Raw genomic sequence first — 24,241 nt, 5'->3', positions numbered from 1 at the left:
CCCCCTCCTAAAAGAAGATCAGAAGCAAAAATAGAAGCAGCTTACGAATGGGTAGGGAAGGAGATGCAAGAAGATGAATTACAGAGATCGAATTTTTCAACAGGAGGGAGCCAGTTTCCCTGGCAAGACATACGTGGAGGCGGTTTTGGAGCCTGCATTCAATGAAGCGAAGCACCATTTGCTGCATCCGATGATGGCGATCAACAAGGCACATTTGATCATGCTTCGTGAACAAGAATTGCTCACAGACGATGAGGCCAAAAGAATTGCTGGTGCACTGTGTGGGATCGAAATGGAAGAGCTGCGCCAATCGCATTACACCGGACAGTTTGAAGATTTGTTCTTTCAGGTAGAGAGCCGTTTGCTAGAACTGGCTCCTGATGTGGCAGGAAATCTGCATCTGGCTCGCAGCCGCAACGACATGGGGATTACCATATATCGCATGGTGCTGCGTGAAAAATTGTTGGTGACCTTGGCTTCTGCCCTCTATCTGAAAGAGCATTTGCTCCTCTTTGCAAATGAGCATGTAGATACGATCATGATTGGCTACACGCACACGCAGCAGGCACAGCCAACGACAATGGCGCATTACATCATGGCGGCTACTGACATGCTCAGTCGTGATATCAAGCGACTGATCCAAGCCTATCACACAGTCAATCGCTCACCGATGGGGGCAGCGGCCTTGACGACTTCTGGCTTTGCAATCAGCCGGGAGCGGATGCGCGAATTGCTCGGATTTGATGAGTTGGTGGAAAATTCCTATGATGCAGTCTGCGGTGCTGATTACTTGGGGGAAGTAGCGACAGCTGTACAATTGGCAGCGATTAATTTGGGGCGTACGGTTCAAGATATGCTACTGTGGTGCACACAGGAATTCGCGGGGTTAAAAGTCGCGAGTCCATACGTGCAGATCAGCTCCATCATGCCGCAAAAGCGAAATCCGGTTTCCTTTGAACATATGCGCTCTCTGTTGTCCAGTGCAGCAGGCAATGCGACGACAGTGCTTACGATGATGCACAATACGCCTTTTGGCGATATCGTGGATACCGAGGATGACATGCAGCCATACGCGTGGCGGAGCATGGGGGTACTTGAGCAGATGTATCGCTTGATGGCGAGTGTTGTGGGTACGATGGAAGTGAACAAGGACGTTCTCTTGGAGCGGGCAAAGGGTAGCTTTGCGACCGTCACGGAGCTAGCGGATACATTGGTGCGCACGGATCAACTTTCGTTCCGCAAATCTCATCACATCGTGAGTCGTGTGGTAAAAGAAGCGATGAGCGAGCAACTCGCTGCAAACCAAATCAGCTTGGAGCTGGTAAACCGTGCAGCCGTGGAAGTAATCGGGCGGGAGCTGTCGCTCACAGCAGAAGAACTCAGACTGGCGCTTGACCCCGTTCATTTCGTAATGATCCGCAAGCTTCCTGGTGGACCAAATCCAGAGGAAATGAAGCGCATGATCGCCGTTCGCCAAGCGGTTCTCCAGCAGGAAACAGAATGGCTGGCACAGAAAAAGCAGGAGATTGCGAATGTAATGAAAGGGTTAGATCAGATGACAGCTGAATGGAGTGTGGGGTAATGGCAATGGTGCGAATACCTCTTCTGGCAGTGGACGGAGGGGGCACCAAGTGTCTGGCGGTACTGGTGGACCGCTCCAGAAATGAAATCGGTGTAGGACGCTCCGGTTCATGCAATTATCAAGGGATCGGGGAGGAAGCAGCAGCTCGTGAGTTGGTTGCAGCGATCAGCCAGGCTCTGGACGATGCGATCGCTCGTCAAACGGTTGCCCCCTTAATAAACGGCACTCCGACACTGGATGGATCAATCGAATGGGAAATCGAGTGCGCGGTGTTCGGGATCGCTGGCCTAGACACGGAGTATGATCGACAGGTAATCTCGCGGATGGTGAGCAAGGTATTGCACCAGTTGGGTATTCACGTCCAGCACCTGATCGTGGAAAACGACGGGTTTGCAGCATTGCTCGGTGCGACCGGAGGCAAACCCGGTATTCTGGTCATCGCAGGCACCGGCTCGATTGCCTTTGGTGTAAACGATGAACAGGAAACGGCGCGAGCAGGAGGCTGGGGGCATCGAGTCGGTGACGAGGGTAGCGGCTACTGGATCGGCAAGCAAGCGATTATGGCTGTATTAAAAGCAGCGGATGGCCGCGGCGAGTCGACCGTATTGAAGGAGCTGGTCCTCCCGTACGTTGGACTGGGACGCGTAGATGAATTATTTAATTGGACGTACAGTGAGCATTATTCCGTAGAGAAGGTAGGAGAGCTGTCGCCGTTGGTCAGTCAAGCGGCACTTGCTGGAGATAAGGTGGCAGCTGCTATCTTGCAGGTCGCAGGCGAAGAGCTTTTCGAAGCTGCTCGGGCTGTCATAGATACGTTACAAATGAAGGCCAAGCCGTTTCAGATGATCATGCAGGGAGGCGTTTTGCAAAACGATGATCGTGTACGAGAGATCGTCGTAGAGCGCGTCCGAGGGTACGCTTTGCAGGTCGTCATCGAAAATGCACAAAACGATCCGATTTACGGCGTCATAGCAAAAGGATTGGCTTATTTAGAACGCCAATCGGGAGGCAAGTGAGGTGCCAGAAATGAAAAAAGTAATGGTCGTCTTTCCCCATCCGGACGATGAGTCTTTTGCTTGCGGGGGAACGTTGGCAAAGTGTAAGGACGCCGGACATGAAACGTGTTATTTGTGCATTACCTCCGGCTGCAAAGGACGCAGCGGTCCATTCGATATCGATTGCAGAGAAAAGCTGGCAAAACATCGAGAGATAGAGCTGAAAACAGCAGCGGAAGTGCTCGGAATCAGTCGTCTTGACTTATTCCGGTACCCGGATGGTTCCTTGCAAAATGCCGATCTGGATGAGCTGGTGGGTAAGATTCGCGAAGCGATAGAGGAATGGAAGCCCCATGTAGTTGTTACGTTTCCGCCGGACGGGGTAACGGGTCATCCCGATCATATCGTCACGTGTGAGGCGACGACGCGAGCGGTCGAACAAGCGGAAGCGAGCTTGACTCCTGCAGAATATCCTGATCTGTACTATGTATCGATCCCGCACTACTACGATCATTGCCCCGATCATGGTCCAAAGCCAGCGGTTCCGATTACAGGCAAGGTCGATATTTCGGGCTATCGAAAACAAAAAGGAGAGGCGCTGAAGGCTCACTTGAGTCAGGAGTATTCCGTGAATCGCGCTTATCCGGGTGTTATCGATGGGGACTTTGGCGTGATTGGCTGCTATGAGTACTTTACTTTGGTGCGGTCAGCGGGCAAGGTGATTGAACCGGTTAGTGTGGGTGGGAGTATTCCTCTTATTGACCTGTAGTCTAAAAAGTAAAAGGGCTGACTAGCATGATTTTGCTTGTCAGCCCTATTTTTGTTTGTCAGTAACCCAAAATGTCACCGTGAATTATGCTAAACAATAGCTTCCACTTCAATCTCAACGAGCAGACGCGGGTCAATCAATGCCTTGACCTCCACCATCGTAGCGACAGGCTGAATCTCACGGAAAAACTCCCCATGTGCTTTTCCGATCTCTTCCCACTTGCTGATATCTGTCACAAACATCCTTGTTCTGACCACGTGAGACAAATCAGCATCTAATTCTCGCAATGCTTTTTCAATCGTCTCCAGGATAAACCGCGTTTGTTCATAGGCATCGTCCACACCAACGACTTCCCCGTCCTTCATGGCGGTAGTGCCAGCCACTTCAATCCGGTCGCCGATTCGCATTGCGCGACAATAGCCCACGACCGGTTCCCAAGGCGAACCTGTGAATACTTTCTTTCGATTCATAGTAGAAAGCCCCTCTCTTTTCCGCAATAATTGGAATATACTACAAAAATGAAGGCGAGTGGAGCGGATGATGGACTTTTTTCTCCCCTTTTTTTCCAAGTACAAGTGCTTGATCCACACCGCGTTTGGTCATGAAGAATACATCCGCGTGGTAAATAAGCTAAGTGCTCATGGCATTCGTTTTCGGACACGCAGTCACTCTCATGCCGTTCGTCATTTAGGAGAGGACATGGGGATGCTGCCCCAAGAACAAGACCATAAGCAGTATGACATCTACGTGGCAAAAGAAGACGAACACCAAGCACATTCGGCGATTCATTCCCGTTGATGGATACCTATACGATCATGACAACCTTTTATATAATGAATGGGATTCGTAAGAAAATGGTACACCCGAGGAGGAACCAGTATGTCCGTACTAGAGGCACTCAAAAGTAGAAGAGCCGTGCGTAACTATATTCCAAAAGAAGTAGAAACAGAAAAAATCCAAGCGCTGCTAGATTGCGCAGTGTTAGCCCCGAATGACCGCTTGCGTCAGCCGTGGCATTTTTATGTGATTAGAGGAGAAGCGAAGCTACGATTCGAGGAAATCGCGAAGGAATTTTTGCTGGAGCGTTTTCCTACCAAGCCCAATCTCGTACAGGATTCCTTGGCCGTCCTGGAAAAAACACCGCTCGTCATTGTCGCGACTGCTGATGTGATCCCAGGAGATGAAGCATCCTCGGAGGATAACGAATACGCGGTTTGCTGCGCGATTCACTCCATGTGGCTGGCAACGAAGGAACTCGGACTAGGCATGGTATGGCGCACAAGAGGAGTCGGCTTGGTTCGCGACGAGCGCTTGCTGCAATTCCTCGGATCGCCTGAAAATAAAAAGGTCGTGGGCACACTGTTCATTGGCTATCCCGAGGCAGATGCTCCTGAGACCAGTCGAGTAGCAGCGGAAGAAAAGACGACCTGGCTGTAATTGAGAGAATAGCAATCGAGAAGAAGCCTCCTATTGCATCTGTCGATTATCATAAAGACTAGAAGCGCCATCACTTTTTGGAAGCGGAGGACTATTCATGAATCAGCAAGTAACGGATTATATCCAAAACATAACCAATGAATCTCAGGTAGAAGTTTGCAATCGGATTCGCCAGCTCATCCATGAAAATATCCCGAATGTAGAAGAGCAAGTGAAATATAAACAAGCTTTTTATTCCATTCAGGGCAACCAGGCATGTGTGTATTTTCCGGCCAAGGACTGGATTAATGTGACGCTGTTTCAAGCGGCGAATCTGGATGCTCCAGCTGGCTTTTTTGAGAAGTCTGATCATGCTGACCGGAAGACCATCAAAATACGGAACGGAAAAGAATTTGATTTTGATGTTCTTGCAGGCCTCCTCAAAAAACTGGGTGAAGCACAGTAGTTGTTTGCAACTAAGTCTCCCCACGCACGTATAAATGGGTAACGTTAGACCGTACATATCGAGGGGAGCTGTTTCATTATGTTTGGAAAGCTTGCGGCAGACGCACTTGGCTTGAGCAATGTGGGAATCGTGGTAAAACCAGCCGATTACGACAAGGTGGACGCTGATGATTACATCATGCATGAGGACCAAGAGAAAATTTATTTTTTGATCAAATCAAAGTCCGACGAGTATTGTTTCACCAATCTGGGGCTGGTTCATCTGGATGGAACGAGTGCCACTAGCAAAAAACGTATGTTGCGCCGCTATTCCTACCATACACACCCAATCTCTAACGTGTATCTGGAAACAGCCGGAACCGTCGATTTGGATGTAGAAATCAAGTTCACCATGGGCAATGAGCACTACTCGATCGATGTAAACAAAAAGCATTTGGAGGAGCTAAAAGACCTCTACAAAGCCCTTGTGAAGATCGCATCGATTATGCACGATAACGAACTTGCGCTCCAGCATGCAAAAGAAAGCCTCCACATCGCCCAAAGCACACTGGGCCGCGTAACAGGCCAGCAAGCAGACGTAGCTTCACAATTCAAGTCCATCAACCAATACACCTTCGATTGGTTGGAAGACATCCGATACAAGTATGTCGTGAAAGACTTTGGGAAAGTCTTTGAAAAATATATTCATAACTAAAAAGTAGCAACTAAGAAGAAAGAGCCTCTTTAAAGAGGCTCTTTTTGCATGTAAGCGAAATCTTCGGCACGCCTTCCTCCCGACCACTACAACCTGATGACCAAGCTCTTTCGAGCTTTACTCCTTATGCAAAAGCTTGCCGATCTTGAGCGCCAGCTGGATTTGAAGCAGCTCCTCCGAGTTTTTCAAATCCATGTTCAAAATCTCTTTGATCTTCTCAATCCGGTAAATAAACGTATTGCGGTGAATGAACATCGCTTTCGCCGCTTCACTGACGTTTTGATTGTACAGAAAGTAATTGTCCAAAGTCACCATGAGGCTCGTGCCGAACTCATGATCATGCTCGTACAGTTTCCCCAGACGCTTCAAAAAGAAGTCTTCCAGTTCAATGTCTTTAATGTTGGAATCCAGGAAATGATAGACGGAGTAATCATCGAAATGAGAGACGTCGCCCTTGCTGTTGAACTTCTGCATCAGGCGGATCGCTTCATGTGCTTCGGAAAAGCTTTTATGAAGCGAAGCGATGTTTTTATACTGACGACCTACCCCAATAAAGAACAAGGTTTTCTTGATTTTATCCACGAGAGCGCTGTAAAGCTCATTGGCGAATTGCTTGGCTTCACTTGCAGACACCACGGGTTTTTGCTCATTTTGTCCGATAAGGATGATGATCCGATTGTTCCGATAAAAGCAGGTGATTTCTCCAGGAGCTTTGCTCGAGTTGTCATAGACGAGGTCGACGCATTTTTTGGCGATCCGATCCAGCTCGTACTTGCGATCGATGATATCCTCCAAATTCTCCAGCTCAACCGGCTCGATATTAATGACCATACAGAAATACATGTAGCTCGATTGCAATCCGTGCAAATCACATAAGGTTTGCAGCGAGTCAGCCGAAGTGATTTTACCTGTGAGCAAATCATCGAAAAAGTCTTGTCTGATCTTCAGCTTCACTTCCTCGATTTCCCTCGCCTTGATCCGCTCCAGCGCCACGATGGTGGACGCCTGTTCCAGCACAATGTAGTCAAATTCAGTCAGTTCCCAAATGGTTTGCCAGACGACGATGTATCCGTAGATGTGATTGGCCACAGCAACGGGTAGAATCCTGCATTTAATCTCATCATCCTTTACATGGTAGATACGCTTGATCGACTTTTTGATCTGGCTAATATTTTTCGGGACGGACTCCGTGAAGTCACGGGTAAAAACGGGTCTGTTTTTGATCAAGGTAAGGCAGGAGTCAAGCGGAATCGGATTGTGCCAGATTTCCGTGTAATGAAGCAAATGCCAGTCCTGGTCCAGAATAAGGATTGGGTTGTTGATCGTCTCAGATAACTCGGAGGCGATACGATCCAGTCCGCCACCTTCCAGCGCAATGCGAAACAGGGCGTTATGCATGTCTAATGTTTTGCGGTTCAACAAATCATAGCGTCCGGAGGCTTTTTCGTTAATGATGGCAATCACTTTAGACAACGTGTATTCAAAAGGCAGGGCCAAGAGTGGCAGTCCGTACTTGTTGGCATGATCAATCATGTTTTGCGGGATTTGATCGAAATAGCGATGCATCTTAATAACGAGCCCGGAGCAGTTGATTTCCGCGAGTTCCTTGATGATTTTATTTTGCAGCTCGGGATTATCCTTGAAAATATATCCGGTGGAGAGCAGTAATTCATTGGAAGACAGCCAGTCAAAAGCATCCGGGTTCTCCATGATATTGACGATGGAGATAATGTTGTTGATGCCTTGCTCTCCGGCAATGATTTTGATGCCGTCTATGGATTGAATGGTAAGCAAATCTTTGATGGTCAGCACCCTGTTCACTCCTTTGCCACAAAGGGACTTCTGTAATTGTGCAATGTGCACAAGTGAACCTCAATTTTTTTAGTTTCCATACACAATGACGACTCCATTCATCCTGTCTAAAATAATGATGTAAGTACGGGGTGCTTGTCTAATTGTTTTTTAAAAGAGCAAGCGCTCAGCCAATCTTGGCGGGTTGTTCAATCACGAGATCATGGAGGGCTTACTATGACAGACAAAAGCGTAGTACAAGCATTTCTCGAGGCAGCGGCTGAGGGGAATATCGAAGCACTGAAAAAGCATTTGGAGCAGGGCGTAGATATCAACGCAAGAAACAGACAAAAGCGTACAGCGATTCTGACTGCTGCCATGAACGACAAATTGGAAGCGGTATCGTTCTTGGTAGAAGCGGGTGCAGATGTAGATTTGCAAGATGAGACATGCTTCAACCCGTTCTTGTTCGGATGCATCAACGGCAAGCTGGAGCTTGTCAAAATGATGATCAAGGCAGGAACAAACCTGGAGCTGCTAACTCGTTTTGGAGGAGTAGGGATTACACCAGCGTGCGAAAAAGGCCATGTGGACATCGTACGTGAGCTCGTAACGACGACTGACATCAACGTAAACCATACCAACTTTGTGGGGTGGACACCACTCATCGAAGCGATCATCCTCAACGATGGCGGCGAGAAGCAACAAACGATCATCAAGCTGTTGATTGAGCATGGCTGCAATGTGCACATGGTAGATAAATACGGTGTAACACCGCTTGAGCTTACAAGAAGAAAAGGCTACACCGAGATCGAAAAAATCTTGCTGGAAGCAGGAGCAAAGTAAAGCGTCCCATGTACATCCAGGCGCTGTCTGGCGATGCTGGTTTCCTTGAGCGTTTGGCACGAGCAAACTTTAGCGGGACCGTACACAGTATTTTTAAGCGAACGATCAATTTGACTTGCAGCGAGAACGGGGAATTGTACACCATTGGCAACCATCAGCTAGACAATGCACCGAACACGCTCATCATTGATGTACAAGGCTTTTCAGAGTTGGGGCTGTCCGTTAACGCACCGGTCATTACGGAAGATAGCACGCTCGTTATCGGAGCGAATTTACGAATATGGATTCAGCAAGCAACAAAGTGGGAAGGTGAGCTTCCTTCCTATCCTTGTGACATAGAAGGTGTAGAAGTATTACGCAGAAATGTGGCGTTTACGAAAAACTACGTGGACGTATACGGCAAGACGGGGGGCATGAAAATGTCCTCCCAACCTGCCAGTCCGTTTGAGAAAGAGATGTCCCGCATGCTGATCCAGCGTGCAGGCATGCTTTCCGACAGTCTGGCAAACAACCGCATAGAGTCAGCTACTCAGCATGCGATAAGTCTTATCGGACTGGGACCGGGGTTAACGCCCTCAGGTGATGATTTTTTAGTGGGATTGTGCAGTGTATACAAAATGCAAAACATTTCCTCTTGTTTGTCATGCCTATTTTTCGATGAAATCGTTCGTTCGTCCCAAGCATTAACGAACGAAATCAGTGCGGTCACGCTGAAAAAAGCAGCCCATGGACAAGTAAGAGAGTCGCTAAATGACTTACTCTCCTCCATGGTGTCCAGCTCCATGGAGGAGCTTGTCCCTGCTTTAGACAAAATCATCGGGATCGGCTCGTCGTCGGGTACGGATATCCTGCTTGGCATCCTATGTGGTTTGGAACGAAATCTAGAAGCTGGAGGTAACGTATGTCTACCAAAGTCGTAATCAAGCAAAGCACGTATTTTGACTCGGTATCCCTGATGTCTCTATCTACGAAAGCAAATCAAATTGAAGGTGTCGAACAAGCGGTTATTGCGATGGGCACCGACATGAACAAAGAAGTACTGAAAAACGTAGGCTTGCTCACCCCTGAGTTGGAAGCAGCGAAAACGAGCGACCTGATGATCGTGGTGAAGGCGGCGACAGATGAGCTGTGCGAGAGCGCTCTCATCGCCATCGAAGAACTGTTTAATAAAAAAGGTGGCAGTAAATCTGCAACAGAGATCAAATACTCCACGATTGATTCAGCAGCAGCGAGCATTCCAGAGGCAAACCTCGCAGTGATTTCGGTAAACGGTGCATTCGCGGTGAGAGAAGCGAGAAAAGCATTGGAAAACGATTTGCACGTCATGCTGTTCAGCGACAACGTGAGTATTGAGGAAGAGATCGCCCTCAAGCAATTCGCACATGAAAAAGGCCTGTTGATGATGGGACCTGACTGCGGTACAGCAATTATCGGCAATGTGGCACTGTGCTTCGGAAACGCCGTGAGAAAAGGCAACATCGGGATCGTAGGTGCATCTGGTACAGGCAGCCAAGAGGTGAGCGTGCGTATTCACGACTTCGGCGGCGGCATCACGCAGCTGATCGGTACAGGCGGTCGCGACCTCTCTGAGCAAGTCGGTGGCATCATGATGCTCGACGGAATCAAAGCACTGGAAGAGGATGAGGCGACAAAGGTCATCGTGCTCATTTCCAAGCCACCAGCTCCTAGTGTTCAAGAAAAAGTATTGGCGCAGGTGAAAAACTGCAAAAAGCCTGTGGTTGTGTACTTCATTGGTGGAGAAGAAACGCCAGTTCTGGAAGCAGGCGGACATTTTGCAAAAACGAGCAAGGAAGCAGCCATCAAAGCGGTTGTGCTGGCAGGTGCCAACGAAGACGAACTCAACAAGCGCGCCCTCAACTGGCCACTGATTGAAGAAGTTCGGGCAAAACTGACACCTGAGCAAAAATACGTTCGCGGTTTGTTCTGCGGCGGTACACTGTGCGACGAAGCGATGTACCTCGCGATGGACAAGTATGAAGACGTATACAGCAACATTCAAAAGAAAGCGGATTACAAGCTGAAAAATATCCATGAGAGCAAGGCTCACACTTTCCTCGACATGGGCGATGACGACTTTACAAATGGCAAGCCGCACCCGATGATTGATCCTTCCACGCGCATCGCGAGATTTTTGGAAGAAGCAAAAGATCCTTCCGTTGGCGTGATTTTGATGGACTTCATCCTGGGCTTCGGTTCCCACGAGGATCCAGTAGGCGTGATGCTGCCAGCGATCATCGAAGCAAAAGATCAGGCTACCAAGGAAGGCAGACACTTGGAAATCTTGGGCTACGTGCTGGGTACCGACCTCGATACACCGAACTTCGACGAGCAAGTGAAGAAGCTGATGGATGCGGGCGTAACGATTGCGAGCAGCAGCACGAATGCAGGTCTTCTGGCTAGAGAATTTGTTGCGAAAGGGGAATAATCATGAGCAAAATCACCGAGCTGTTTAACGGGAAAATTCATGCGATCAACGTAGGGATCGAGTTTTTCAAAGACGATATCATCAAGCAAAATGCGAGAGCGTCTCATCTGGATTGGAAGCCTCCAGGCGGCGGAAAGCCTGAGCTGATCAACGCTCTCGACAGACTGGAAAACGCTGCTGTCGCAGAGAAAATCGCTGCGGCAAACAAGCTGGCGGTAGAGCGCATCATCAACTCCCAGCCGATGCTCGTTGGCTTCGACCAAGCGATCAATGTGGTACCAGGCATGACAAAAACCACGATTCTGCACGCAGGTCCGCCCATTACTTGGGACAAAATGTGCGGCGGGATGAAAGGTGCCGTAACCGGAGCAATCGTATTCGAGGGCTTGGCAAAAGACATCGAGGAAGCTGAACAGGTAGCTGCTTCTGGCGCGATCACGTTCTCTCCATGCCACGAACACAACTGCGTAGGCTCCATGGCAGGTGTCACATCAGCTTCGATGTTCATGCATGTGGTGAAAAACAAAACGTATGGCAACGTCGCTTACACCAACCTCAGTGAGCAAATGGCTAAAATTTTGCGCATGGGTGCCAACGATGAAAGCGTCATCGCCCGTCTGAACTGGATGCGCGACGTATTGGGACCAATGCTGCGTGATGCCATGAGAATCGCGGGTGAAATCGATCTGCGTCTCATGCTGGCGCAAGCGCTGCACATGGGTGACGAATGCCACAACCGGAACAACGCAGGGACGAGCCTGTTGATTCAAGCACTGACTCCGTACATCTTGGAGACAGATTTCACCAAAGAACAAAAGCGCGAAGTATTCGATTTCGTAGCAAGCAGCGATTACTTCTCCGGTCCGACATGGATGGCGATGTGCAAATGCGCGCTGGATGCAGCACACGGAATCGAGAACAGCACGATTGTCACCACAATGGCGCGTAATGGCGTAGAGTTCGGTATTCGTGTAAGCGGTATGGCTGGCAACACATGGTTCACAGGACCAGCACAAAAGGTAATCGGTCCCATGTTCGCAGGCTACAAGCCAGAGGATTCCGGTTTGGATATCGGAGACAGTGCGATCACCGAAACGTACGGTATCGGCGGTTTCGCGATGGCGGCAGCTCCAGCGATTGTTGCACTCGTAGGCGGAACGGTTGAAGAAGCGATCGGCTTCTCCACCACGATGAAAGAAATCACGACAGCAGAAAATCCAAACGTCACGATTCCTCTCCTGGACTTCCGAGGTGTAGCAACAGGTATCGATATTCGTCAGGTCATCCAAACGGGCATCCTGCCGATTATCAACACTGCCATTGCGCATAAGGACGCAGGTATCGGCATGATCGGGGCGGGTATTACGTATCCACCGATGGAAGCTTTTGAAAAAGCATTGCTCGCAGTAACAGAAACGATTAGCGAATAGCTTTTCATCCTAGGTGACTCAGCTTTCGCAGCAAAAGAAGGTTGCGAAAGCTGGGTTGAATGAGGAAGGTGAATGAACATGGGACAGGCAAACGTAAAGGAATCATATGAAGAATTCAAGTCCTATGGATACGCGGACGATATTTTGCCAAAGACTTCCGAAAATCGAGATTGGGGCACCTTTAACTATGTGACCGTGTGGATGGGCGCTGTGCATAATCTCATGTCGTACATGACTGTAGCCGGATTCTTTGTCCTCGGATTATCTGTTCCGCAAGTCTTGTGGGCAGTCATGATTGCTGCCTTGATTGTTTCGGCTGGCTATGTGTTGAATGGCTATGCGGGACAGAAATACGGGATTGGCTATTCGATGCTGTTACGCAGCTCTTTTGGTGTAAAAGGCTCGATCATTCCTGCTATATGTCGCGGGCTTATCGCTGGTGTTGTGTTTTTTGGGACAAAAACAATTATTGGCGCACAATCTTTTAATGTCATTTTTGAGAAAATATTCCCTGGTTATATGAATATGGTTCCAGGCTTTGACTTTCTCGGATTAGATTTCCCGACGATGCTTTCTTATGTGATCCTCTGGGTCATTACAGTTGGATTGTTTTTAGGTGGAATGAAAATTCTCAGTCTGTTTAGTAAATGGTCTTCCCCGATCATCTATATTTTCATCGTAGGTGCAGCGATTTGGGCGATCAGCGTTGCTGGCGGATTTGGTCCGATCTTTGCTTATGCTCCTACCAAACCGATGGAGAATTGGCTTGTATTTATCGCATGTGTTAGTGCATTAGTATCGAACTGGGGTGGCCCGATTGTAAATATTGCAGACCTTACACAAAGGGCAAAACACCCGAAAGCTCCGATGTTTGGTCTGCCGCTTGGAATGATTACATCCTACATCCTGTTTGGCATTACGTGTGTAGGGTTGTTGGTTGGAACGCAAATTGCGTTTGGCATCAAAGACTTTAATGTCGTCTCTGCCATTGATCAAATTGGGAATCCTGTTGCCGTCATTATCTTGTTGCTGGCACTGAATATAGGTTCGACGAGCTATGTTGTGTTTGGGAATTTGCTTCCATCTGGACTGCAAATGACAGCGCTTCTTCCGAAAATGTTTACAGTGAAATCGGCGGCTATCTTAACAGCTGTATTGGGGACCGTCATTTTACCTTGGAAGCTGGTGAATGGTACGGCCGCGCTGTATATGTTCTATAGCTTTATCGGCTCCATGTACGGTCCAATTACGGGGATCATGCTGGTCAGTTTTTTCATTGAAAGAAAAAGAAAGCTAGATTTATCGAGTATTTACGTAAAACCAGGTGAAAACGGAGAATACAAAAGCGGCGTTAATATGGTGGCATGCGGCGTATTGATTGTTAGCTTCTTGATTACGCTATCCGGCTCTTTCTTGCCAAATGTGCCACTATTGGCAAACATCAGCAAGTCTGCTTTCCTTAGCGGGATGATTATCTCCAGCGTTCTCTATGCATTGAGCTATAAATGGAAAAAATCAAGTGCGATCACGCAGCGTGAAACAACTGCAAAAGTATCTTAACCAAAGGAGAAGTGCCCAGTGGAAAAACTCGTAATTGTTGCTATCGGCGGCAACTCATTAGTGAAAGATAATGGTCACAATACCATTCAAGACCAATATGAAGCCGTATGTGAAACCGCAGCAAATATCGCGGATATGGTGCAAGAAGGCTACAACGTTGTCGTTACTCATGGGAACGGACCGCAGGTTGGATTTGCATTGCAAAGATGCGAAATTGCCAAAGAAGTGTCCGGGATGCCTACGATCCCGCTGGTCAATTGCGTGGCGGATACGCAGGGGGGGATCGGCTACCAAATTCAGCAGGCACTCACCAACGAATTCGCTAAAAGAGGAATCAACAAAAAGGTTGCGAGCGTCATCACACAGGTAGAAGTCAGCAAGGATGATCCGAACTTCGAAAATCCAACGAAGCCAGTCGGCTCCTTCTTCACGCTGGAGCAGGCGGAAGAGATGCGCAAAGAGCATCCAGATTGGGTATTTATCGAGGATTCCGGTCGCGGCTATAGAAGAGTGGTTCCTTCCCCGAAGCCAATCGACATCGTGGAAAAAGACGCAATCAAATCGTTGATCGAAGTGGGATATGTGGTAGTCGCTGTTGGCGGCGGCGGTATTCCGGTTGTGAAAACGGGCGAAAATACGTACGATGGGATTGATGCTGTCATCGACAAAGACTTTGCTACCAGCTTGCTGGCAGAGCAAATCGATGCACAGACATTGATCATTACGACAGGTGTTCCGCAGGTATGCATTAACTTCGGCAAGCCGAACCAAAAGGCGCTGGAGCGCATCACGGTAGAGGAAACGAAGCAATACGTTCGTGAGGAGCACTTCGCAAAAGGCAGCATGCTCCCAAAAATCGAAGCCAGCCTGAGCTTTTTGGAGAAAAACGGGTCAATCGTGATCATTACGAACCCAGAAAGCTTAAAGGATGCCATTACGAACAAAGCGGGAACGCACATCGTAAAATAATGACCTCTTGAGGGAGGATGCAAGACAATGGATTATATGAAGCTGGCTGTAGAAAAAACGATAGAAGGCATGAACAACAAGCTCGGCGGACCTTTTGGAGCGGCTGTCGTGAAAGGGGACGAAATCATCGCCGTATGCAGCAATCGCATGATGGTCGATATGGACCCGTCCCAGCACGCAGAGATGGTAGCCATTCGTGAAGCGTGCAAGACTTTGGGCACGATGGACCTGACAGGCTGCGAGATTTACGCGACATGCGAGCCTTGCCCAATGTGCGTGGGCGCTATCATTTGGTCCGGCATCAAGGTCGTTCATTACTGCTCGACTGCGGAGGATGCGCATGAGAACGGTTTTTCGGACAAGCATCTGCGTGACTATTTTTCCGGTAAGGATCAGAGCGTTTTGAACATGATCAAGGTGGAGAAGCGTGAGGACTGCGATCAGTTGTTTACCCACTTTCATCCGTTGAACAAAAAGTAGAAGGTAACTGAATAGCGGACAAGAAACACGGATGTTCGAAGCATGAAAAAAGGGCCTTATAAGGGCCCTTTTCTTCTTTTTTATTTGCCCTAAATTCGAATCATTTACCTCACAAATGTAATAAAGTCAAGATTAACTGGTTCAATACCAACTGCTCGAAGTCGTGAGTTAATCTGTCCTCGATGATACTGACCATGCAAGGCTACATGAGTTAAAATATCCCGTACAGAATACGTAAACTCTCTTCCTTTACTATTCGTGTAGGAGATTATTTTATCTAGGTCGGTATTTGCCAAATTCGTAAAAAAAGCTGTGAAGCTCTCTTCATTTTGTTTAATAAGTTCTGCACAGATCCCTAAATCGCTCTCCGACCATATGGGAAGTTGTGAACTGTCCATTCCACGTAATCTAGTTATCCATATTTTTTCAGCATGAAGGATATGGGAAAATAAACGCCTCATCTCCTGATTATCATCTTCAATACTTTGCAGTGTTGTAAAAATACGTTGGTTAGCCCAATCTAAATGCTCATACATTTTTTGGATTGTTTTCAATGCGAATCACCCCTCTTTATTATTTCAGTCTACAACGATATTATCTAGTCTGAAATTTTTATACTTTCGGACATATAAAGTCATTTACCACCGGTAGTGTGACAAATATTCCCAAATAACGTCTTGATGTGTGAGCTTCAACGTCAAAAAAAGATGGAGGATACACGTATGATCTCTCAAAGGCGTTATTCCGTGCTGTTCAGCAGCGTTCTACTAACAGCGACACTGCTCCTGTCACCAGTCTTGGGCACAGTCATGGCAAATCAGGCAGGAAACCAACAAGCAACAGGTCCCCTTCAGGAAAATCAGTTAAGCGAAAAGGCAAAACGAACGGAGCAAAAGCTGGAAATGCTCGTTCCAGCGCTGGATGACACATCAAGACATATTACCTTGGAAACGAAAGCCCAACCTGTGTACGAAATCCGTTATGAAAAAAATAATGAATTCTTTGCCAGAGCCTATATCCATGCAGAAACCGGGAAACTGCTTATGTTTTATTGGGATGACAAGGATTTTGAAAATCCTGATGACAAGCTGGCCTATAAGAGCGCAGATACCTTCATGGCGGGGTGGATCGGAGAAATGCGCAGCCTGTACAAGGTAACGCGGGCTCCTGTAGGCGATGTCATCTATAGCCGCTATGTAAATGGCATTAAGGTAGTTGACGATGAGTTTCGGTTGTCAGTAAACAGTGCGGGACAGGTAACCAGCGTTTCAGGAGGAGAAAACACGCTGACAAACATCAATTCAGCTGACTTCCTCCCCCCGGCCCAGGCGATGAAGAAAGATCAGCTCAGTCACTTTATTCCACCCCGCCTGCACCTTATGTACACCCATGGTGAAAATCAGACCGATCTCGTCTACTCTTCTGCATTCTCCGGTTATATAGACGCAGTAACAGGAGCTGAGCTGTTCACTAATCGGCAATACAGAAACTGGAGGTGGAAACCAATCTCCCTCACGCCTGGTGGAAAGGTATTAAAGGTCACGAATGAGCAGGAGGCAACGCGGATTTACGAAAGCGAGTTTGGTATGAGCTTGAAGGGTAGTACCTTCAACGGCTTCCAAAACGAGATGGAGAGTATCTATTTTTCCCCTGATGAAAAGGAGTTAGTAGTTGCGAAGGATGGTGGTGTGATCGGATTTAAAAGCTATTCGAACGCCCCATCCCAAAAAGGGAAGGCAACATTGTCGGAAAAGCAGGTTCTTGAGAAAGCTGTTCAGTTCATGCAACCATATCTCAAACAGGAAGAAAAGGAGTTCTACTACATATTGAATACTGATGAGGAGAATCCAAATCAGTATGAAGTTGAGTTTGTGCCATCTGTAGAGGGACTACCGCTGGTATACGGACGATGCATTGTGATTAGGGTGAATGGATTCACAGGGAAAATCACCGAGTACTTTCAAAAGCTCGACCAAAAGCCCGCCAAGCTCCCGGATAAGAGGAAGGCTGTCTCCATAGATGCAGCAGCCAAGGCCCTGCTGGCGAAACCCACTGAGCTGCTATACATCTACCCATTCATTAATGGTGAGAGGTTAGCCAAACCGGTCCTTGTCTATTCAATTAATGTTAACGATATCAATGCCCTGACAGGTAAGGTTATAGAGTAGGTAGAATGAAAACCTACATACCTTACGGCTCAGATTATAAAGCCGAATTACCCCATGGTAATCCGGCTTTTTTGACGATAACGTTCTCTAGGCCTTTGTAGGCTGAGCGGAAAGACCAGCAATATCAGTTGAACCAAATATCAGCAATGCAAGTAAAATGAGGAATAATACTGATTCTGAAAAACTTTCACCATCAAAATTTTTCATCCTTGAATTCACCTCATTCCTTTCGTAAAAACGCATTAGGTATCCATTTTCTTTTTAAGAGCCGAAATGATATCATCTACGGTCATGTTCCCGTTATCATTAAGAAATTTCAGCATATTATCGACATTTTTATTGTTGAGATCGCCAAGTGTAATGAACTCTCCTGTTAAGCCGACAATCATCGTAGCTTGTCTAAACAATTGAACAGAATCTACTCTTAGCTTTCCGGTTAAAAGAAGAACAGCCACGAGGATTTCTAAATTTGGGCCTGTTAGGCATTGTAAGGCCGATTGATTATTGGTTGTTGGCTTCTTCTTTTTGTTATTTGATGAACCATTGGTAGACTGCTTCTCTTTTGCGTTATTTGATGAACCATTGGTAGACTGCTTCTTTTTTGCGTTATTTGACGAACCATCCATCTACTCTTCCCCCCACCTAAAAGGAAGTTGCTCATACATATTGGTGTGAGGTGAGACTGTAAACTACTATTTCTTAAGTTTCACCCTTTAGTCCAAAGAAATCCAGCGAGCACTACACACTGACTGTTTCACATAACAATCATATTCAATCAGCGTATTTATTGTGCCTGGTAAAATTATTCGTGGCATCAGTGTGGGATGAATTATGAACAGTATTGACCTAAAGTGTACTTCAGGTTTTATGATGAGCTTGAGAGGTGTGCACACTTATGTATCTGAAGATTAGCGACGTCGCCAATAAACTGAACGTTACTATCCATACCATTCGCTATTACGAAAAATTGGGATTACTGCATGTGAGATACTTCACTGAGCAGGAAGTGCAACTTCTTCAACCCATTCTAGAGTGGAAGGAACTCGGGTTCTCTTTGCAACAGCTAAAATTAATCGCAAAGCTTGAGAAAAATGGACTAGGCGGTAAATGAGGAGCTTTGAAACGATACAAGTAACGCAGTGCGAATACGTGATTTGTATGAAAGTGGATTCAACCCCGTTTTACAACCCACTCCCGGCTCGCCGCAGTATTCAGCTATGGATTTGCTTATCGATTTATAGACAACCAGCTTGTCGGGCAGTTCAGTGACAAACAAGCGTTGATTTTTACGACGATGAATAACACCGAAGAGGAATACACCCGATCCGGGATACTAGGCAGTATGAGTAAAATAAGTCCATCCAATAACGAATGAAACGAATCATCTATCCTGAGTCATTCAAATTTGTGATAGTATAAGAAAAAATGAGACGTAACACGAATGAATAGGCAGCGAGTGAAAAGAAATCTATTTTCTGCTAGAGTTCTTTTAAACTAGAGGTGGCATCATGTTAAAACGTTTATTTGTTTCAGGATACAAAGCCCACGAGCTTGGCATTTTCAATGAAAAAAATCCGGGGTTAGCCATTATTAAGAAAGCACTGAAGCGGGAACTCGTACGGTTCCTTGAGGAAGAACTGGAATGGGTCATCATATCTGGTCAACTCGGGGTAGAAATGTGGGCAGCCGAAACTGTTCTGGAATTGAAAAAGGAGTATCCCCATCTAAAACTGGCGGTAATTACTCCGTTTTTGAATCAAGAGGAAAAGTGGAAAGAAGAGACCCAGGATTACTACCGAAATATTGTGATGCAAGCCGACTATATCAATAGTGTCTATCAAACACCTTACCAAGGAGCATGGCAGCTTGGAGAGAAAGACAAATTCTTGCTATCCAATTCAGACGGTATCTTGCTCGTTTACGATGAAGAAAACGAAGGCTCGCCGAAATTTCTAAGTAAGCTTGCCGCAAAAAAAGCGGATATGGGCGATTATCAGTTATTTCGAATTAACGCATATGACTTACAAAACATTGCAGAGGAACAGCAGCAAGAATTATACAATGACAATTTCTAAACGAAGAAACCAGCTATGAAAAGCTGGTTTTTATTCTTGGAAAGTCGCTCCCGTTTGTCCAACATTGGTTTATTGCTTTAATCGTCCATTGTCTGGGGCAAACAATCATATTCATGTCACAACCTATCAACAAAGGGGACCTGTCGGGTTCCCTTTTGTTATTTCAGACTCGTTTAGATAACATCTTTTCTGCTCGCTCCAGGGGACTGGGAAGACCCTCCCCTGCACAGAAAGAAAATTTTTTATACCCGTAACAAAGTGATCTATAAGTCCAAAAGATGAAATGATTACTAGCAGGAAGGGAGTCCGAGAGGCTCATCGTACTGAGGAACTGCTGGACAACACAACCAGCAGGAGAGAAGGGGCCCTACTAGTGGTCCAGCTCCGCGAACAACCCTAAAATCTAGTAACCTTCACCTGAAATCTAGCGGATATATTACATGACAGGTTCCTCATATAATGTTAACAAAGTCCAGCAATTATCACGATCACGCTTATCACCACTAGCGGGTGAACACTCCAGCAAATGCATAAGTGCGTCGGTGCTTTCCCGCCTTTATTTTTTTGCTGAATTGCGAAAGGGTAAGTGGACGGGAGTGGCGCAGCACACCGTCGCCCTCCCTCCATCACTCCGCTTGTTCGGTTCGATAGACGATTAATGAATGAACGGGTGAAAATTTGTATTTGATCTTCACTTTCCTAATTTGGACTAACTAAGGGGGGATACACTGTGGAATTGCGCCAGCTTGAATATTTTATTCAAATTTGCAAATCAGGAAGTTTCACCAAAGCTAAAGAAGAATTAGGTGTGACTCAGCCTACACTAAGTCAGCAAATGCGAGTTTTGGAAGATGAGTATAATGTTCAATTGTTCGATCGGGGAAGTAGGGGAGTTGAAGTAACGGAAGCGGGAAAAATTCTCTTGAATAAGGGCAACGCTATTATGAATCTTCTTGAGGAGGCGCGAAATGAAATAAATGGCCGAAACAAGAAATCTAGAGAAACAATTTCTATTGGATGTTGTCCTACTGAACTTGAATATCTTGCTCCTTACTTTATGAGATTCCACCAAAAGTACCCGAATATTTTATTGAAAATTATCGATGCAGAAGATGCCGAGAATAAAGTTTTGGAGCAAGAGGTGGATATTGGAATCACTGCATATCCGGTTTCTAATGCTTCGGTCATTTCAACTTATTTGTATAGACAAGAAATGGCGCTATTGATTCACTCAGAACATCCTTTGGCCGATAAATCTTCGATTCCTTTTCGATCTTTAAAGCAAATGAATTCGATCATGTTCCGAGAACAAAACAAATCATTAATTGATATGTATTGTTTCTCTTGTGGTTTTACCTTGAAGTCGATAATAGAAACGTCCTCCACTTCAGTATTGATTCATTGGGTTCGTCATGGACTTGGAGCAGCTCTTATACCAACATCTTTGCTCGAAAATCTATGGGACGATTCTTTGCGTATTGTCAAATTAGAAGGCCACACTCCTTACTGGGAAATATCTCTTGTATATCTTAATTCCGTTACTATGAGGTCCACTGCACGCCTATTCATTCAAGAGATGAATTCATATGTAAGAGAGGTTGAGGTGAATCTTTCATGTTCAGGCAATTAGAATGTTTCATTCAAATTTGTAAAGAAGGAAGCTTTACTAAGGCGGCAGAAGTTTTAATGACTTCTCAACCTACGTTAAGTCAACAGATTCGTTCTCTAGAGGTAGAAGTTGGAACCCCTTTGTTTGAGAGAGTTGGTAGAGGGGTAAAGATTACAGCTGACGGGGAAATACTTTACGAAAAAGCTCTTTCCGTGATGAGGCTCATTGAAGAATCGAAGAAAGAAACTTACGAGTTACGCAATGCTCGGGCAAATAAACTTTCGATAGGCATTTCGCCCATGGACTTTTTTTGTTTAGCACCCCGTTTTTTGAAATTCCATGAACAGTATCCTGACATTACATTAAAATTTACCAGTGCAGAAAATACATCACAGCAATTATTGAATAGTAGTATCGATATTGGCATTACCGACAATTATAATCCAAATAAAGAAATTCATTTGATGCATCTGTATAAAGAAGAACAAGCATTGGTCGTTTATGCAGATCATCCATGGGCAGATCGAACCTTTGTTTCTTTTCAAGAGCTAGAAGATTTAGAATCTCCCTTATTTGTTGGGGATATAAGTTTAATCGAGCAGCTTCATACATTCAGCGCTAAAATCGCCAAATCCTTGCAATCAAAGTTTGAGTCAACTTCCACGGCAATTCTTCTTTCTATGGTACTGCATAAGATGGGGGTAGCTATTTTACCTACTTCTTTCATTGAAAACTTTTCTGGTCAGCAATTGAAATTGATTCGTCTCGTCGGTCCAACGCCTGTTCGTGAGATCAAGCTTATTTTTAAAAAGTATCATTACAATAATCCTTCTGTTCAGAAATGTATCGATTTTTTTCTAGAATAATCAAAAAAGTTGGCAGGGAATAGATAGATGCTAGCGTGCTGGATAGATAGATATTAGCTATACAATGTATAGAGAGGAAGGAATTGTTTTCGGATTTATTTTGTCCTATGATAGGAATCAAGTAAATGTCGTACATTAACTAAAACTTCATAGCTAACGAAAGCGAGCCAAGACGAAGGAATATTTCCTTGTCATGCTCGCTTATTCGCGTTGTCGGCATAGGTGATCTGGCCTACATATAATGTGAGTGTGGGCTCTTTCCTTCTGCGTGCAGTAACTTTTATACTAGAGTGATATATTACTATAATAGGATATTCATTTCGCCGCTGACAGACAAAGGAGAATTATGAATGGATAAAATGCGTAAATCAGCAATGCTATTACTAGCTCTGATGATGTGTTGGACGTTAGCGGCTTGTTCCGGGAACACTAACACGTCGGGCAATAGCACTGCTGAGGATCATGCGAACTCGAACGCTAATCTTGTGGTGATAAATGCATCTCAAATAAAGCCTTCTTACGATGAGCCTGCCTGGAAGCTGGACACAACACCGATCACGTTTGACTGGTATATCAACTTCGATTGGTTCACCGGCAAGTGGGGAGGAAACGTCGTTTCCGATTATATAACGAAGAAGACGGGCGTGAGTTTGAACTTTATCGTGCCAACTGGCGACGCCGGCGAGAAGCTCAACACGATGATGTCAGCAAGGTCGCTCCCTGACTTCATCACGTTAGGCTGGTACGAGGATGCCGTGCAGAAGATGATTAATGGAGATATGGTGCTTCCATTGAATGAGCTAGCGGATCAGTATGATCCTTATTTCTTTAAAGTCGCAGACCCCACGAAGCTTAGCTGGTTTACACAGGCTGACGGCAATGTGTATAGCTATCCGAATGCATCTTCATCTCCTGCGGACTATCGAAAATATGGTCAGCTTTTTACGTCTAATCAGACCTTTGTTGTTCGGAAAGACATATATGAAGCACTTGGGAAGCCGGATATGAGCACGCCGGAAGGGTTTCTCGGTGCGCTGAAGGCTGCGAAGGAGAAGTTTCCGGAAGTGGACGGTCAGCCACTCATTCCGATCGGCCTGCATGAATTTACGGAAACTGGCAACTATTCGTTGGAATCGTATCTTCAGGACTTCCTGACTATTCCGCAGCAGAAAAACGGCAAGCTGTACGACCGTCGAAGCGATCCAACCTATCTGAAATGGCTAAAGGTGTTCCGCCAAGCGAATGAGGATGGGCTGATGCCGACAGATGTCTTTCTTGATGAAAAACGATGGGAAAAGGATGAAAAAATATCGCAAGGGCGCTATTTTGCCATGCTGTATCAGTGGTCTGATTTTTCAGAGATTAACCAAAAGTTGTATCAGAAGGACCCGAATAAGGTGTATATCGCGATTGATGGTCCGGCGAATGATGCGCATGATGCGCCAACACTTGCAGGAAATGGCATCTCCGGTTGGACGGTGACGCTCATTTCGAAGAATGTCAAAGATAAGAAGCGGGCAATTGCCTTCCTCAGCTATTTGCTCAGCGAAGAGGGAAACAAGGATCTGTTCTTAGGAGAGAAGGGCGTTACTTACGATACGATAGACGGCAAAGATCAGTTCCTGCCGGAGGTGAAGCATCTCCTCAACACCGACCACCAAGCGTTCGATAGAAAATATGGCGGTGATTATATGTACTGGATGCTAATGGATACGAACATGAAGCTAGCATGGATGATGGGGATGGATGCTGAGCCTTCCAAACAAATTGCTGATTGGACGAGGGGCAAGACGATCAGCATGAGCGAGTTCGAAAATCTGGATCCTGACCCGACAACGAAGGAAGGTATAGCGTTTGAAAAAAACACGCGGCTCTGGGCCGAAACGCTGCCGAAGCTGTTGATGTCCAAGTCGGATGCCGAATTCGATCAACTGTTCACCAAATTCATGAAGAGCACTACCGAGGATCCCGAGTATGAATTCATCCTAGCTAGCCGCCAAGCAGCTTATGAACGAAATGTACAGAAGCTGAAGTCATCGCTCAATCAATAGTTGTATAAAGGAAGCAGCAGGATGTGAAA

At 46.2% G+C, this 24,241-nt stretch carries 24 protein-coding genes; 20 read left to right on the top strand and 4 right to left on the bottom strand.

Annotated features, from left to right (window positions below; translation table 11 throughout):
- The first annotated feature begins 73 nt into the window (after positions 1-73).
- Genes argH through ACQ5DJ_RS09095 form a run of 3 tightly spaced genes read left to right on the top strand, consistent with a single transcriptional unit; the run spans position 74 to position 3,346 of the window.
- The gene (gene argH, locus ACQ5DJ_RS09105) at positions 74-1,582 is read left to right on the top strand and encodes an argininosuccinate lyase (protein ID WP_392428874.1); all 1,509 of its coding nucleotides are present in this window, start codon (positions 74-76) and stop codon (positions 1,580-1,582) included.
- Complete coding sequence (locus tag ACQ5DJ_RS09100; protein WP_429842158.1) at positions 1,582-2,598, top strand: N-acetylglucosamine kinase; 1,017 nt, start codon at positions 1,582-1,584, stop codon at positions 2,596-2,598. Before argH ends, ACQ5DJ_RS09100 begins: the two co-directional genes overlap by 1 nt.
- 10 nt (positions 2,599-2,608) lie before the next feature.
- On the top strand, positions 2,609-3,346 hold the full coding sequence (locus ACQ5DJ_RS09095; RefSeq protein WP_429842208.1) for a PIG-L deacetylase family protein: 738 nt from the start codon (positions 2,609-2,611) through the stop codon (positions 3,344-3,346).
- Between the two features lie 89 nt (positions 3,347-3,435).
- Here the strand turns inward: ACQ5DJ_RS09095 and ACQ5DJ_RS09090 are convergent, their stop codons facing one another.
- On the bottom strand, positions 3,436-3,816 hold the full coding sequence (locus ACQ5DJ_RS09090; RefSeq protein ID WP_429842157.1) for a RidA family protein: 381 nt from the start codon (positions 3,814-3,816) through the stop codon (positions 3,436-3,438).
- A 67-nt stretch (positions 3,817-3,883) separates the two neighbouring features.
- Between ACQ5DJ_RS09090 and ACQ5DJ_RS09085 the strand changes: the two genes are divergently transcribed.
- The 4 genes from ACQ5DJ_RS09085 to ACQ5DJ_RS09070 all read left to right on the top strand — a co-directional run bounded on the left by ACQ5DJ_RS09085 (position 3,884) and on the right by ACQ5DJ_RS09070 (position 5,921).
- Positions 3,884-4,144: a hypothetical protein gene (locus tag ACQ5DJ_RS09085; RefSeq protein ID WP_429842156.1), complete on the top strand. Its 261-nt coding sequence runs from the start codon at positions 3,884-3,886 to the stop codon at positions 4,142-4,144.
- A gap of 81 nt (positions 4,145-4,225) precedes the next feature.
- The gene (locus tag ACQ5DJ_RS09080; protein WP_429842155.1) at positions 4,226-4,783 is read left to right on the top strand and encodes a nitroreductase family protein; all 558 of its coding nucleotides are present in this window, start codon (positions 4,226-4,228) and stop codon (positions 4,781-4,783) included.
- Between the two features lie 97 nt (positions 4,784-4,880).
- Positions 4,881-5,228 (top strand): DUF1801 domain-containing protein, encoded by a 348-nt coding sequence (locus ACQ5DJ_RS09075; RefSeq protein WP_429842154.1) that lies wholly within the window; start codon positions 4,881-4,883, stop codon positions 5,226-5,228.
- Between the two features lie 78 nt (positions 5,229-5,306).
- Complete coding sequence (locus tag ACQ5DJ_RS09070) at positions 5,307-5,921, top strand: PH domain-containing protein (RefSeq protein ID WP_429842153.1); 615 nt, start codon at positions 5,307-5,309, stop codon at positions 5,919-5,921.
- A 117-nt stretch (positions 5,922-6,038) separates the two neighbouring features.
- Here the strand turns inward: ACQ5DJ_RS09070 and ACQ5DJ_RS09065 are convergent, their stop codons facing one another.
- Positions 6,039-7,733 (bottom strand): PucR family transcriptional regulator, encoded by a 1,695-nt coding sequence (locus ACQ5DJ_RS09065; protein WP_429842152.1) that lies wholly within the window; start codon positions 7,731-7,733, stop codon positions 6,039-6,041.
- 216 nt (positions 7,734-7,949) lie between these two features.
- Between ACQ5DJ_RS09065 and ACQ5DJ_RS09060 the strand changes: the two genes are divergently transcribed.
- From ACQ5DJ_RS09060 to ACQ5DJ_RS09030, 7 genes are all read left to right on the top strand, one after another.
- Complete coding sequence (locus tag ACQ5DJ_RS09060) at positions 7,950-8,558, top strand: ankyrin repeat domain-containing protein (protein WP_429842151.1); 609 nt, start codon at positions 7,950-7,952, stop codon at positions 8,556-8,558.
- Positions 8,559-8,566: 8 nt separating this feature from the next.
- On the top strand, positions 8,567-9,478 hold the full coding sequence (locus ACQ5DJ_RS09055) for a DUF2877 domain-containing protein (RefSeq protein ID WP_429842150.1): 912 nt from the start codon (positions 8,567-8,569) through the stop codon (positions 9,476-9,478).
- Positions 9,460-11,004: an acyl-CoA synthetase FdrA gene (gene fdrA, locus ACQ5DJ_RS09050; RefSeq protein ID WP_429842149.1), complete on the top strand. Its 1,545-nt coding sequence runs from the start codon at positions 9,460-9,462 to the stop codon at positions 11,002-11,004. The genes ACQ5DJ_RS09055 and fdrA overlap by 19 nt, the downstream gene beginning before the upstream one ends.
- A 2-nt stretch (positions 11,005-11,006) precedes the next feature.
- Positions 11,007-12,434, top strand: a complete 1,428-nt coding sequence (locus ACQ5DJ_RS09045; protein WP_429842148.1) for a DUF1116 domain-containing protein — start codon at positions 11,007-11,009, stop codon at positions 12,432-12,434.
- A 78-nt stretch (positions 12,435-12,512) separates the two neighbouring features.
- Positions 12,513-13,994, top strand: a complete 1,482-nt coding sequence (locus ACQ5DJ_RS09040; RefSeq protein WP_429842207.1) for a cytosine permease — start codon at positions 12,513-12,515, stop codon at positions 13,992-13,994.
- 18 nt (positions 13,995-14,012) lie between these two features.
- Positions 14,013-14,963 carry a carbamate kinase gene (arcC, locus tag ACQ5DJ_RS09035; RefSeq protein ID WP_429842147.1) on the top strand — a complete coding sequence of 317 codons (951 nt, stop codon included), beginning with the start codon at positions 14,013-14,015 and terminating at the stop codon, positions 14,961-14,963.
- 27 nt (positions 14,964-14,990) lie between these two features.
- Positions 14,991-15,443: a nucleoside deaminase gene (locus ACQ5DJ_RS09030; protein ID WP_429842146.1), complete on the top strand. Its 453-nt coding sequence runs from the start codon at positions 14,991-14,993 to the stop codon at positions 15,441-15,443.
- 104 nt (positions 15,444-15,547) lie between these two features.
- Here ACQ5DJ_RS09030 and ACQ5DJ_RS09025 read toward each other — a convergent pair whose 3' ends face one another.
- The gene (locus ACQ5DJ_RS09025; RefSeq protein ID WP_429842145.1) at positions 15,548-15,997 is read right to left on the bottom strand and encodes a DinB family protein; all 450 of its coding nucleotides are present in this window, start codon (positions 15,995-15,997) and stop codon (positions 15,548-15,550) included.
- 168 nt (positions 15,998-16,165) lie between these two features.
- On the opposite strand from ACQ5DJ_RS09025, the gene ACQ5DJ_RS09020 reads away from it, so the two are divergent.
- Positions 16,166-17,611, top strand: coding sequence for a YcdB/YcdC domain-containing protein (locus ACQ5DJ_RS09020; RefSeq protein ID WP_429842144.1), 1,446 nt, complete (start codon positions 16,166-16,168; stop codon positions 17,609-17,611).
- Between the two features lie 242 nt (positions 17,612-17,853).
- On the opposite strand, the gene ACQ5DJ_RS09015 is transcribed toward ACQ5DJ_RS09020, so the two are convergent.
- A complete protein-coding gene (locus ACQ5DJ_RS09015; protein ID WP_429842143.1) occupies positions 17,854-18,237 on the bottom strand; it encodes a hypothetical protein in 384 nt (127 codons plus the stop codon).
- A 269-nt stretch (positions 18,238-18,506) separates the two neighbouring features.
- On the opposite strand from ACQ5DJ_RS09015, the gene ACQ5DJ_RS09010 reads away from it, so the two are divergent.
- The 5 genes from ACQ5DJ_RS09010 to ACQ5DJ_RS08990 all read left to right on the top strand — a co-directional run bounded on the left by ACQ5DJ_RS09010 (position 18,507) and on the right by ACQ5DJ_RS08990 (position 24,212).
- Positions 18,507-18,722, top strand: coding sequence for a MerR family transcriptional regulator (locus ACQ5DJ_RS09010; protein WP_429842142.1), 216 nt, complete (start codon positions 18,507-18,509; stop codon positions 18,720-18,722).
- A 397-nt stretch (positions 18,723-19,119) separates the two neighbouring features.
- Positions 19,120-19,686, top strand: a complete 567-nt coding sequence (locus ACQ5DJ_RS09005) for a DUF1273 domain-containing protein (protein ID WP_429842141.1) — start codon at positions 19,120-19,122, stop codon at positions 19,684-19,686.
- A 730-nt stretch (positions 19,687-20,416) separates the two neighbouring features.
- Complete coding sequence (locus ACQ5DJ_RS09000) at positions 20,417-21,316, top strand: LysR family transcriptional regulator (RefSeq protein ID WP_376900406.1); 900 nt, start codon at positions 20,417-20,419, stop codon at positions 21,314-21,316.
- On the top strand, positions 21,301-22,161 hold the full coding sequence (locus ACQ5DJ_RS08995) for a LysR family transcriptional regulator (protein WP_429842140.1): 861 nt from the start codon (positions 21,301-21,303) through the stop codon (positions 22,159-22,161). Before ACQ5DJ_RS09000 ends, ACQ5DJ_RS08995 begins: the two co-directional genes overlap by 16 nt.
- Before the next feature lie 350 nt (positions 22,162-22,511).
- Positions 22,512-24,212 (top strand): extracellular solute-binding protein, encoded by a 1,701-nt coding sequence (locus ACQ5DJ_RS08990; protein WP_429842139.1) that lies wholly within the window; start codon positions 22,512-22,514, stop codon positions 24,210-24,212.
- Positions 24,213-24,241 lie beyond the last annotated feature (29 nt).

The organism is Brevibacillus sp. FIR094, from assembly GCF_050477165.1.
Classification (GTDB): domain Bacteria; phylum Bacillota; class Bacilli; order Brevibacillales; family Brevibacillaceae; genus Brevibacillus.
This window is presented reverse-complemented; position numbering and strand designations above follow the sequence as displayed.

Bases quoted from the DNA above. Each gene is read 5' to 3' on its own strand.
- argH (WP_392428874.1), top strand. From the start codon at position 74: ATGAATTACAGAGATCGAATTTTTCAACAGGAGGGAGCCAGTTTCCCT.
- ACQ5DJ_RS09100 (WP_429842158.1), top strand. From the start codon at position 1,582: ATGGCAATGGTGCGAATACCTCTTCTGGCAGTGGACGGAGGGGGCACC.
- ACQ5DJ_RS09095 (WP_429842208.1), top strand. From the start codon at position 2,609: ATGAAAAAAGTAATGGTCGTCTTTCCCCATCCGGACGATGAGTCTTTT.
- ACQ5DJ_RS09090 (WP_429842157.1), bottom strand. From the start codon at position 3,816: ATGAATCGAAAGAAAGTATTCACAGGTTCGCCTTGGGAACCGGTCGTG.
- ACQ5DJ_RS09085 (WP_429842156.1), top strand. From the start codon at position 3,884: ATGATGGACTTTTTTCTCCCCTTTTTTTCCAAGTACAAGTGCTTGATC.
- ACQ5DJ_RS09080 (WP_429842155.1), top strand. From the start codon at position 4,226: ATGTCCGTACTAGAGGCACTCAAAAGTAGAAGAGCCGTGCGTAACTAT.
- ACQ5DJ_RS09075 (WP_429842154.1), top strand. From the start codon at position 4,881: ATGAATCAGCAAGTAACGGATTATATCCAAAACATAACCAATGAATCT.
- ACQ5DJ_RS09070 (WP_429842153.1), top strand. From the start codon at position 5,307: ATGTTTGGAAAGCTTGCGGCAGACGCACTTGGCTTGAGCAATGTGGGA.
- ACQ5DJ_RS09060 (WP_429842151.1), top strand. From the start codon at position 7,950: ATGACAGACAAAAGCGTAGTACAAGCATTTCTCGAGGCAGCGGCTGAG.
- ACQ5DJ_RS09055 (WP_429842150.1), top strand. From the start codon at position 8,567: ATGTACATCCAGGCGCTGTCTGGCGATGCTGGTTTCCTTGAGCGTTTG.
- fdrA (WP_429842149.1), top strand. From the start codon at position 9,460: ATGTCTACCAAAGTCGTAATCAAGCAAAGCACGTATTTTGACTCGGTA.
- ACQ5DJ_RS09045 (WP_429842148.1), top strand. From the start codon at position 11,007: ATGAGCAAAATCACCGAGCTGTTTAACGGGAAAATTCATGCGATCAAC.
- ACQ5DJ_RS09040 (WP_429842207.1), top strand. From the start codon at position 12,513: ATGGGACAGGCAAACGTAAAGGAATCATATGAAGAATTCAAGTCCTAT.
- ACQ5DJ_RS09030 (WP_429842146.1), top strand. From the start codon at position 14,991: ATGGATTATATGAAGCTGGCTGTAGAAAAAACGATAGAAGGCATGAAC.
- ACQ5DJ_RS09020 (WP_429842144.1), top strand. From the start codon at position 16,166: ATGATCTCTCAAAGGCGTTATTCCGTGCTGTTCAGCAGCGTTCTACTA.
- ACQ5DJ_RS09015 (WP_429842143.1), bottom strand. From the start codon at position 18,237: ATGGATGGTTCGTCAAATAACGCAAAAAAGAAGCAGTCTACCAATGGT.
- ACQ5DJ_RS09010 (WP_429842142.1), top strand. From the start codon at position 18,507: ATGTATCTGAAGATTAGCGACGTCGCCAATAAACTGAACGTTACTATC.
- ACQ5DJ_RS09005 (WP_429842141.1), top strand. From the start codon at position 19,120: ATGTTAAAACGTTTATTTGTTTCAGGATACAAAGCCCACGAGCTTGGC.
- ACQ5DJ_RS08995 (WP_429842140.1), top strand. From the start codon at position 21,301: ATGTTCAGGCAATTAGAATGTTTCATTCAAATTTGTAAAGAAGGAAGC.
- ACQ5DJ_RS08990 (WP_429842139.1), top strand. From the start codon at position 22,512: ATGGATAAAATGCGTAAATCAGCAATGCTATTACTAGCTCTGATGATG.